At 35.2% G+C, this 10,676-nt stretch carries 9 protein-coding genes; 3 read left to right on the top strand and 6 right to left on the bottom strand.

Translation table 11 applies throughout. The features are described 5' to 3' along the window. Positions 1 to 455: 455 nt before the first annotated feature. The 3 genes from GH741_RS16300 to GH741_RS16290 form a co-directional block, all read right to left on the bottom strand. A complete protein-coding gene (locus GH741_RS16300) occupies positions 456 to 1,877 on the bottom strand; it encodes a glycosyltransferase family 2 protein (RefSeq protein ID WP_205677349.1) in 1,422 nt (473 codons plus the stop codon). Continuing rightward, entirely contained in the window at positions 1,868 to 2,923 is a 1,056-nt protein-coding gene (locus GH741_RS16295) for a HEAT repeat domain-containing protein (RefSeq protein WP_153737813.1), read from the bottom strand. The genes GH741_RS16300 and GH741_RS16295 overlap by 10 nt, the downstream gene beginning before the upstream one ends. Positions 2,924 to 3,000: 77 nt before the next feature. Continuing rightward, a complete protein-coding gene (locus GH741_RS16290; RefSeq protein ID WP_153737812.1) occupies positions 3,001 to 3,453 on the bottom strand; it encodes a hypothetical protein in 453 nt (150 codons plus the stop codon). A gap of 137 nt (positions 3,454 to 3,590) precedes the next feature. Here GH741_RS16290 and GH741_RS16285 point away from each other — a divergent pair, with 137 nt between their 5' ends. Further along, positions 3,591 to 3,854, top strand: coding sequence for a NifU N-terminal domain-containing protein (locus tag GH741_RS16285; RefSeq protein ID WP_153737811.1), 264 nt, complete (start codon positions 3,591 to 3,593; stop codon positions 3,852 to 3,854). Between the two features lie 151 nt (positions 3,855 to 4,005). Here the strand turns inward: GH741_RS16285 and GH741_RS16280 are convergent, their stop codons facing one another. Next, positions 4,006 to 4,890, bottom strand: a complete 885-nt coding sequence (locus GH741_RS16280; RefSeq protein WP_153737810.1) for a BsuPI-related putative proteinase inhibitor — start codon at positions 4,888 to 4,890, stop codon at positions 4,006 to 4,008. A 68-nt stretch (positions 4,891 to 4,958) separates the two neighbouring features. After that, positions 4,959 to 5,807, bottom strand: a complete 849-nt coding sequence (locus tag GH741_RS16275) for a YitT family protein (RefSeq protein ID WP_153737809.1) — start codon at positions 5,805 to 5,807, stop codon at positions 4,959 to 4,961. 354 nt (positions 5,808 to 6,161) lie between these two features. Here GH741_RS16275 and GH741_RS16270 point away from each other — a divergent pair, with 354 nt between their 5' ends. Both GH741_RS16270 and GH741_RS16265 read left to right on the top strand, forming a co-directional pair. Then, positions 6,162 to 7,022 carry a DegV family protein gene (locus GH741_RS16270; RefSeq protein WP_153737808.1) on the top strand — a complete coding sequence of 287 codons (861 nt, stop codon included), beginning with the start codon at positions 6,162 to 6,164 and terminating at the stop codon, positions 7,020 to 7,022. 160 nt (positions 7,023 to 7,182) lie between these two features. Then, the gene (locus GH741_RS16265; RefSeq protein WP_153737807.1) at positions 7,183 to 8,049 is read left to right on the top strand and encodes an SDR family oxidoreductase; all 867 of its coding nucleotides are present in this window, start codon (positions 7,183 to 7,185) and stop codon (positions 8,047 to 8,049) included. A 41-nt stretch (positions 8,050 to 8,090) separates the two neighbouring features. Here the strand turns inward: GH741_RS16265 and GH741_RS16260 are convergent, their stop codons facing one another. Then, positions 8,091 to 10,442, bottom strand: a complete 2,352-nt coding sequence (locus GH741_RS16260) for a glycoside hydrolase family 31 protein (protein ID WP_153737806.1) — start codon at positions 10,440 to 10,442, stop codon at positions 8,091 to 8,093. Positions 10,443 to 10,676 lie beyond the last annotated feature (234 nt).

The following is a 10,676-nucleotide window of genomic DNA, read 5'->3' as shown; positions in this document are numbered from 1 at the left end:
AAAGAAATTTCAGCCTGGTTGTATTGTTACTAGAAATATTGACGTTTGATTCCTATGTGATACCTCTGATTTGATTAGGAATCCATTTTCGTGATAGTTGGTGGCTACGAGAAGCGTAGCCGTGGACGTTTCGTGCGATGTATTGCTACGTAGCATTCCTTGTCCTATGGGAACAGCGCGTTCCGAAGACCCCGGAAGGATCGTTCTTTGATTCTGAGGAGGCTGAGGTCGTGCCCATGGAAAGCGAAGTATTCTGCCGAAACGGTTGTGTAGAACATAATCAAAGAGAGTGACAGAAATACAAATTAATACAATAGTTACGTCGCAGTTTATATCAAGTGCGAATATTTAAAACGCAACAAAACTTACGAAAAGAGCCATAAAAAAACATCAAAAAATACTCGTGCAAGTAATATGCACGAGTATTTTTATAGATAACATACACTCTCTTGATTTTATTGGGAGATTCCTTTTCGCTTCATATCACCCCAAGAGGAGTTTTTTCTTAAGGCTTGAACAATTCCCTCTAGTCTCCAATAAACAGTTAAAGGTCTATACCAAAAACTTTCAGAAATAGCATAGCAAAAAAGAATTACTAAATGTTTGGCTGATGGATAACGATTTACACTCCATTCTTCTAGTAACACTGCAGCCATTGATAGGAACGATCCAAGAATAATCGACAACGTTAACATTAAAATTGCCGTTGATATATTAATGAAGGAGAATAATATACCAAATGGGATGATTAAATATCCTAATGTTTCGATGACAACACCAAATAGTTCAAAAATTAAGTAAAATGGCATAGATCCCATGCCTACTAAACCATATTTCGGATTCATGATCATGTCTTTATGATTCCATAGTGATTCAAATAGTCCACGTTGCCAGCGATTCCGCTGTCTTCTCAAAATAGCAGTTGTGTCAGGAGCCTCGGTCCAACAAACTGGATCAGGAATATATATTATTCTTTTTTTTGATTTATTTTCTTTTATTATTCGGTGGAGTCTGACAACGAGCTCCATATCTTCCCCAACAGTTTTTTTGCGGTAGCCACCAGCCTTGATTACCCATTCTTTGTTGAATACTCCAAATGCCCCGGAGATAATTAATAATAAATTAAATCTACTTAATCCATTCCTCCCAATTAAAAATGCCCTTAGGTATTCAATTACCTGCATCACCACTAATGGTGATGCAGGTAAAGCAATTTTCATTATTTCTCCACGTTTAATAGTACAGCCGTTTGCAATCCTTATACTACCACCGGTGGCGATAACCTCTTCATTACTTTCGATTATTGGTTTCATTACTTTAAGAAAAGCATTACGATCTAAGACTGAATCACCATCAATCGAACAGAAAAATGGAAAATGAGATAAATTTATACCAGCATTTAATGCATCAGCCTTCCCACCATTGGCCTTATCAACCAGATATACATTTGGATTCATGGTAGATTGATAGACTTGTTTGACATTTTCAGTTTCAATTCTTTTTCTGATAGGATAAGCAATAGGTTTCATATCGAACTTATCTATTACAACATCCAAGGTGTTATCCTTACTACCATCATTAACAATAATGACTTCATATTCAGGATAATTCATACTTAACAATGAACGTACACTTCCAATGATCCCGAGCTCTTCGTTATAAGCTGGAACAATTACGGATAAAGGCTTTGTATCTATCGAAGTCAAATAGTCTTGGTATGGCTGTTGCTCATCTAGAAGATAACTTTTTCTTAAATCTTTAGCGGAGACCATAAAAACAATTATATAGATAACAATACTGATACTCATATAACTAATAAATAGAATAGAGATAGTAGGAACAACATAGGAACTTAAAATATCTAATACTAGATCCATACCTTTTCACCCACCTCAAGCCATTGCGATGCAGCATCCTTAGCAAAATGATCATCATGAGTATCTAAAATAAAATGCAATAAAATATTGCCATCAGGATAACTTGCAATAGCCTCTGCAACCGCTTGACGTACAAACCAGTTTTGATCAGAAACCATATCTAATAAGATTTTTTTTAGCCGCTGTCGTTGTATTTTCTTCGCAAGACGAGCAAATAAAATTCGTTCCTGATAGAGTTCAGATTGAGCAAACGGAATAATTGCATCAACATCCGTTACGAAACCTAACTGATTTAATGCTTTTAAAGCACTTATCCTAGTTTCTACCTCTTCCTCACTTAATTTAGATTCAAGAAAATGAATATAATCCAATTGATTGCTTTCTCCTAGCCACTCAATTAATGCCTTTTTAAAATTAACTGGTATGTTATTAAAAAAATCCACAAACTGAACAGAAACTGATTGATCAAATCGATGCAAGATATCTTTATAGATAAATTTAGGATACTCTTCTTTTTCCCTTATCATTTCTTGAAAAAACTCTACATTCTGGAAGTTGCTCAAGATCCTCATCAGTTGAAACTTTTCTACCTTGTTCTCATATTCGTGTTGTTCAAATCTTTTTAGTAATTGCTCCTCAAAACCAATTATTTTAAAATCTTCAATATGATATAAAGCATTTAGGCGTAGCGCCATTCTTCTATGACTTAATAAATTTGCATAGTAATCCTGTAAGCGATGTTTAACTAGTTGTTGGATTCTTTCGCGATATTCTGATTCGTTCACATATTCAAAGTGTTCGTAAAGAAGATGCTCAAGCGCTTCAAAGTGTAAAGGACTATCCTTTAATACTTTTTCAGGTATCATCACACCATTATAGATGTAATTTTTCACAAAAACTTCTATATGTGATTGAATATGTTTTTTTTTATGTTCTCTTCTCGTTCTTACCGTTTTATTGATTACAAGGTAGCAAAAAAAGAGTAATAGCAATAAAAGGATAGTACCATTGATATAGAGTAACTTTCCGACAGTTACTAATTCCATTGCAACACCCTTCTCTCTTTTTCAACATAATACTACAATTTTATCATACTAATATAACATATTTTCCTTCAGTATATTTAGTCTCCCAATTTGGTACTTGTTTTTAAAACCGTAGCATAAAGAATATGCCCGACTATCCAGAAGAAAATTGCTTCTACATTATCCAAACTTGGAGTTTCTTTAATTGCTAGAAGTGTTAATGGAATATATGAAAGGCTAGCTAATGCTGTCAAAACGAAAACAACTACCCATTGCGATGATTTGGTTGAATCAGGTTTTTTGATTAACCATAGATGAAAAACTAGAGCTATTCCCCAGGAAATAATAATATGAAAAATCCATTCGACTATTATTGGCAAAGATATATTTTCAAAGATCGGGATAAAATCGACATTTAGTAACAAGGTATAAACTTTCTGATTCGTGAGCTCTTCTATCATAAATAGAAATAACCCTAGCACTGCCGCTGAAACAGTACCTGAAACAATTACTTTCTTTAAGATGGTAACCACCTCCGCAAACTGATTCATGTACTTAACCGTTTTTACTATCTTAGATGATAGATGACTTATTCTTTTAATTTTGGTTTGATAGATAATTGACTTTTTAAATTACGTTTTTTCTGCTATTATTAACTTAGTATAAGGTTAATTAGGAGGAAATAGATATGAGTGTTCGTGTAGAAGCTACACCAAATCCAAACGCAATGAAATTCACCACTGACTCAATGATTTTCGAGGGAAATAACAGTATCTCGGTTATGCCCGGTCAAACTAGTGAACACCAAATTTTAAATGATTTAATGGAAGTTGACGGAGTGGACAATGTCTTCGGTTTTCAAAATTTCATTACAATTAACAAAGGCTTTGATGTGGAGTGGGAAGCTTTAACTCCAAAGGTACAAGCTGTACTAAGTAACTACGGTTATTAAGTGTAATTTTTTTAATATCTATACAATTTGATATATAAAAAACGAGTGCCAGCTAAAATTAGCTGAGGTGGTTAACCAAAAGTTAGAGCAAATAAATCTAACTTTCGAGGGTAACCACCCTGATGCACTCGTTTTTTTTAGTTTGTATTTCTTATTTGAATTGGTCTAAGGTTAAAAAGGTATTGTTCAATGGCACTCCGTCTTCGAGGTTCTTCTCATATAAAACCATCGTAATCGCCCCATTAGAAGGAAGGTCACTCTTTGGAATATCCAAATTTATCGTAAATCCATACCACTCATTGCCAGTTGTCTTAATAGATTGCTCGTTTACTAAAACATTGTGACCATCTTCAATACTGTAGAAGAACTCATCAACAGTTGGATCTATCTCTCCTGTTACTTCATATTGACCATTTTCGCCATTCACTTCAATATTTCGGAACAATCCATCAGAATCGGAATCTGAGGTTGCAGAAAGTTGTTCGGAAGAAACTAATTCAATGGATTCTGTTGTTGTGAACGGATTATTCTCAATTACATTTTTATTAACCTGAGTTGGAAGCAGTGTCAATTCAGCATGGTAATTTCCATCAGCAAGGACCGACTCTGAATAATTCCATTCCTCGTTCCACTCAATCGACTCACCAGAAGCAATTTCCTTGGTAACCAGAGCTTCGGTAAATGCTTTTCCTTCAGAATATCGATATACCGTTTCATCAGAATCATTTTTAACAACAATTTCGTACTGTTGACCAGACGAGAACATCATTTCCAAGTTTTCCTGCCCAACATTCTTTAATTCCATTTGAAAAACTAACTTACCGTCAGTTTGCTCAACACTAACGTGCATTTCTAAGTTCGTTAATAGATCTTCCGCATTATTAGAGTCGTTGTCTTGGTCCTGCTGATCTTCTGAGATAGGCTCATTACTTCCCATATCTCCTTGAGATGTTTGTGATTGTTCATCATTGGAAGTCCCACATGCAGCTAATAACATTCCTAGCAGTGTAAGAGTACTAAAAACCTTTTTAAACATAGTTTCAACTCCTTAGCAATCCTTTCTACTATATTAGTCGATGAAACCGTTAAAATAGTTACAGTTGCTTAATCATTTCTTCTAAACATTCCATACACTCCAGCAGTTTGTATTATATTGGTGAATGCATTTGGATCTACCTCTTGAATTATTCGTTCTAAGTCATAAAGTTCATACCTAGTAATTACTAGTATCATCATATTTTTATCAATTTTTGAGTAAGCACCTTTTGCAGGTAATATTGTAATTCCTCTTACCATTGTACCGTGAATTGCTTCTTGTAACTCCTCTGCTTTTTTAGTAACAATCATTGCTGTTACTTTCTCATGTCTCGTGTGAAGAGTATCGATAACGCGAGTGGTTACATAGAGTGCTAATAATGTATATAAAGCATTCTCCGGTTCATTAATTACACCGGCTAATACGATAATCACCCCGTTTATAAGCATCAGATATCCACCAATTGGTTTGTCCTTCAACCGTGACAGCACCATTGCTATAATGTCTGAACCACCAGTTGATGCCCCCCATTTCAATGTGATACCTACACCGACACCACCAATAACTCCGCCAAATACTGCATTCAACATAATATCACTAGACAAGCGAAGGATTGGAAAAACTTCTAGGAAAAAGGTAGTAAATAGTACTGATACAAAACTGTATATAGTAAATCCTTTACCAACCTTTTTCCACCCCAATATTGCAACAGGGATATTTAAAACAAGCAAGATGATACCTGTACTAACTCCTGGAACATTGAGAATATCTTTAAAAATACTGGAAAGCAATTGTGCTATACCAGTAAATCCACTTGCATAAACATTTGCACCGATTAAGAAAAAGTTCAATGCGATTGCATTAAGAACTGCCCCAACGATAACGACAAAAATTCTTCTTGCTTCGACCAAAAACATATGTGACCTCCTTTAGCCTTAACTACATGCACTAAGTAAAAATGATTACACCTTTTGATTACATACCCAACTAATGGTAAAACATAATCCTTGGTCATGTAAAGAAATACTGGTTATTAATATAATAAATTTATAAAATGGTAATTTATCGTAATCCTGCTTGTGAAATTTAAGTTGTATTAAAATTGCAAGAATTTAAATTAACTTTGACTATATGTACTGATACGATTAAACTAAGAGTAGTAAAGCACTTACATATTTTACTTCATCTTTTATTATTAACCTGTCTCATTTATAAATACTTATATTTAATGAAGGATTCAAAACACCCTAATGATTATTGGAGGTAGAAAAATGACAGTGCAAATTATTGCTGATTCAGCCTGTGATTTATCTGAAAAACATTATAGTAATTACAACATCGAGATGGTGTCCTTAGCCGTACAACTGGAAGATGAAAATTATGAGGATGCAAGAACAATTTTCCCAAAAACAATCTATCAAGCGATGAGAGAAGGTAAGGCTCCAAAAACTTCTCAACCAACACCACAAGCATTCAAGGATGTCTTTGAAAAATACGCAAAAGACAATAAACCTTGTTTGTACTTTGCATTATCATCAGAGCTCTCTGGGACTTATCAATCTGCCAAATTGGCTGAACAGGAATTGAAAGAAGAATATCCTGAATGGCGCTTGCAAATTTTTGATACAAAATGTGTATCCTTGGGACTTGGATTAATCGTATTACGTGCTGCACAGCTAGCACAAGAAGGTATGGAATTTAATGAAATTATTGATGTTACTTCATATCACATTGAACATATGGAGCACATCTTTACAGTCGATGATCTTGAGTATTTATATCGTGGTGGTAGAGTTAGCAAAACTGCTGCATTTGTAGGTACACTTCTAAAAATAAAGCCACTTCTCCATGTTGATGGCGGTAAATTAATCCCCTTAGAAAAAATAAGGGGTTCTAAAAAGGTTCTAAAACGTATGATTGAAATCATGGATCAACGTGGACAAGAACTCTCTAATCAGCCAATTGGAATTAGTCACGGTGACGATTTAGAAACCGCTAATCTGTTAGCTGAAATGATTAAAGAGCAATTTGATAATGATGATATCCATATTGAAATGGTAGGTTCATCTGTCGGATCGCATGCTGGTCCAGGTACCATTGCTTTATTCTTTCTAAATAGCCCTTATAAATAATGTCCTCAGTGATTTTCTACTTACAGAAAATCACTGTTTTTTTTCTGTGCTAATAACTTAATAATGGCTCTTCAACGATAAGACTACCATCTCTTTTATTTTCTGATGATAAAAATCCTATAAAATGGATAATACTAAAAGGAATTTTAGGAGGTTAACTATGTCTAGCAATAATAAAAAAGAAATTTTACCAAAGCAGCATCAAAACAGACAACCTGGTTATGAATATCAAATGAATCCTTTACCACAGTTTGAAGATCCTAATTATAATGGTAGCGGCAAGTTAAAGGATAAGGTTGCAATTATAACGGGCGGGGATAGTGGAATAGGACGAGCAGTTAGTATCTATTTTGCTAAAGAAGGCGCGGATGTTGCGATTATTTATTTCGATGAGCATAAAGACGCAGAAGATACAAAAGAGTTAGTAGAAAAAGAAGGGCAAAATTGCATCCTAATTAGTGGTGACGTATCGGATCCGGATTTTTGTAACTCTTCTGTCCAAACAATAATGAGTGAACTAGGAAAAGTAGATATCTTAGTTAACAACGCTGCCGTCCAATATCCTCAAAATGATTTTATGAGCATTACAAATGAACAGTTTGAAAGAACCTTTAAGGTTAATATTTTTTCGTTTTTTTACATGACCAAGGCTGTTGTTCCACATTTAAAGCAAGGTAGCTCGATTATAAACACCTCATCAATAACCGCCTATAAAGGCAATGAAAATCTGATTGATTATACTAGTACAAAAGGGGCAATCACTTCATTTACACGAGCACTTTCGCAATCATTGATTAAAAAAGGCATTCGCGTGAATGCTGTAGCGCCTGGGCCAATATGGACGCCACTTATTCCTGCATCATTTAATGAGCAACAGGTATCAGAGTTTGGTTCAGACACCCCGATGGGACGCCCAGGACAAACCTATGAACTGGCTCCAGCCTATGTATATTTAGCAAGCAATGATTCTAGCTATGTTTCTGGTCAAATGATTCATGTCAATGGCGGAATTGTTGTTAATGGATAATAGCAAAAGGGAGCTACGCGATTGTAGCTCCCTTTTGTATCTTATAGTTCGATATACAAGTTGTTTACATCCTTAACTAATGAGTCGTTCAAGTAAACTTTCTGCCTGTTCAATCCATGAATTTGAATTGCAAGGTTACTATATGGGGCTTGATAGGAACCTTTTTGGTTGATAACATCAAGTTCTATTGATTCTTCTGAACAGTTAATCTCGATACCTAACTCAATAAATTGATCATTCTGATAGGCAAATGTTTCGCCATCATCATCATAATAAGTAAATGTGTATTGAGTTTCCTTGTCACTTGGATAGATGTGGATAGTAATTTTTGTTTGTTTATACTCCATAGACGAAACAAGATTTCCTTGAACGATAGCACTTCCTTGCTTAATGAAAATAGGAAGTTGATCAAGTTCAGCATGGATTAAATGGACTTTATTACCAGAGTAAGCTTCACCTGAAACATAATCAACCCAGTCACCACTTGGAAGGTAAACTGCACGGTCCGTTATCCCAGGAGACATAACAGGTGCCACAATTACGTTATCACCAATCATAAACTGATCATTTAGGTTATATGTCTTGGCGTCATTTGGATATTCCATTAGTAGGGGGCGCATCACTGGAGCCCCTGATGTACTCGCGCTCTGGAACAAAGAATATAACTGTGGCATCCACTTGTAACGGAGCTGAATATATTTCTTCATTATTTCCTCATATTTTTCACCAAATTGCCATGGTTCTTGATATTGTGTATCGATTGCTGAGTGGTTTCTAAAATAAGGTGTGAATGCACCAACCTGAGTCCATCTCGTTAATAGCTCCGCATTCGTGTCATGGGCAAACCCACCAACATCCGGTCCTGTAAATGCAACCCCTGATAAGCCTAAATTCATACACATTGGTAGCGACATTTGTAGATGCTCCCAAAAACTACGATTATCTCCGGTCCATACTGAAGCATAACGTTGTACACCCGAATAACCAGCCCTTGTTAAAAGAAACGGCCTCTTTCCATTTAATTGTTTTTTCATTCCTTCGTACGTTGCTTCTCCCATTAATAATCCGTAAACATTATGCAAAGCCCGATGGGTATCTGGTTTGCCATCATTTTTATGCATAACTTGTACATCCATGGTTTTTGTCTCATTGAATACAGCCGGCTCGTTCATGTCATTCCAAATTCCTTCAATACCTAGATCACTATAAAAACTATGTTTCTCCCCCCACCAGTTTCTAACCTTTTCATCTGTAAAATCCGGAAAGGTACTTGTTCCTGGCCAAACATCTCCAAAGTAATGATTTCCTTCAAGGTATTTACAAAAATGGTCCTGATTAATACCTTCTTGATAAATGTTATATTCCGGGTCTTTTTTAACACCTGGATCAACAATTGGTACAACTCTTATCCCTTGCTGTTTAAGATCAGCTATTAATTTTTGTGGATTAGGAAAACGTTCATTATCAAAGGTGAAAACTCGATAACCGTCCATATAGTGGATATCTAAGTAGATGACATCAACTGGTATTTCTTTTTTTATAAAATTAGCAGCTAATTCTCTCACTTCATGTTCCGATTGATAGCTGTATCTCGATTGATGATAACCGAGTGCCCACTTTGGTGGAATTGGCATTCTACCTGTAAGATATGTGTATTGCTCTAGGACATCTTTAGGGCTAGGACCAGCAAACACATAATAATCCAATTGACCAGTTTCCGCCTTAATGGAATAAATATCCTTAGCCGATTTCATATCAAAGGTTGTGCGGGACGTATTATCGAAAAAGATTCCATGTGCCCTACCGTCTCTTAATGTCATAAAGTAGGGAATTGATTCGTATAAAGGATCAGTTTCAGGGTTATGTGGAGCGTAAACATCAGAGTTCCACATCTCATATTTTTCACCTTTTTTATCAAGAAATCCTGTTTTTTCCCCAAAACCGTAGAAGTGATCATCTTGATTGGTAGTCTTATAACATATAACTTCACCATTGGTAAAATAGCCTAGACCGTGTGACTCTTCAGTTACTAAAGGTGTACTGTTTTCATCGAAGATACTTACCCTAAATGGGCTTTTATTTATTCCTACCTTCAGCTGTTTTGTTGATAATCCAATATGTTCTTTCTTCTCTTCATATGTAACGTCAATCTCTTGTTGTTCAACAATAACCGCCCTTGATTTTTCAAATGGTTGGCTAATTTTTTGGTGCATCGTGATTCGGACAATATCCTGGCGGTAAAATGTCAAATAAACATAACCATTTGTACATGTAAATAAGTATCGAGATTTTTGCTTTTCCACATCAGTTACATTTCCGATATCGATAAAGTTAGTTGATTCTATAGTTCCCTTTTTTCCAGGATGAATAGCAAAACTAGTATCCTCAAGCATATTTCTCCTCCTCATTATTTGATAGTTAGATAGTCTTTTCTTTATATGGTGCAGTTAATTTTATTATCCTCCTTTCCAACAATTTTGCAAACGTTTTTATTAACCTCATTTTTACTATTTACTTTTTGCATCCTTTGCACTAATATAAAGCGATGTCTACTTAACTTAATTTCATTCGAAGTCTTGCTGTTCTTAATATTCACAGTTGATGAAAAATACGACGTAACTTTGTGT

It is taken from the genome of Aquibacillus halophilus (assembly GCF_009649745.1).
GTDB classification, from domain to species: Bacteria; Bacillota; Bacilli; order Bacillales; family Amphibacillaceae; genus Aquibacillus; species Aquibacillus halophilus.
The sequence above is the reverse complement of the archived record's forward strand: the minus strand, read 5'-3'. Positions and strand labels throughout refer to the sequence as shown.

Excerpts from the sequence above, each read along its gene's own strand:
- GH741_RS16300 (WP_205677349.1), bottom strand. The coding sequence starts at position 1,877 with ATGGATCTAGTATTAGATATTTTAAGTTCCTATGTTGTTCCTACTATC.
- GH741_RS16295 (WP_153737813.1), bottom strand. The coding sequence starts at position 2,923 with ATGGAATTAGTAACTGTCGGAAAGTTACTCTATATCAATGGTACTATC.
- GH741_RS16290 (WP_153737812.1), bottom strand. The coding sequence starts at position 3,453 with ATGAATCAGTTTGCGGAGGTGGTTACCATCTTAAAGAAAGTAATTGTT.
- GH741_RS16285 (WP_153737811.1), top strand. The coding sequence starts at position 3,591 with ATGAGTGTTCGTGTAGAAGCTACACCAAATCCAAACGCAATGAAATTC.
- GH741_RS16280 (WP_153737810.1), bottom strand. The coding sequence starts at position 4,890 with ATGTTTAAAAAGGTTTTTAGTACTCTTACACTGCTAGGAATGTTATTA.
- GH741_RS16275 (WP_153737809.1), bottom strand. The coding sequence starts at position 5,807 with ATGTTTTTGGTCGAAGCAAGAAGAATTTTTGTCGTTATCGTTGGGGCA.
- GH741_RS16270 (WP_153737808.1), top strand. The coding sequence starts at position 6,162 with ATGACAGTGCAAATTATTGCTGATTCAGCCTGTGATTTATCTGAAAAA.
- GH741_RS16265 (WP_153737807.1), top strand. The coding sequence starts at position 7,183 with ATGTCTAGCAATAATAAAAAAGAAATTTTACCAAAGCAGCATCAAAAC.
- GH741_RS16260 (WP_153737806.1), bottom strand. The coding sequence starts at position 10,442 with ATGCTTGAGGATACTAGTTTTGCTATTCATCCTGGAAAAAAGGGAACT.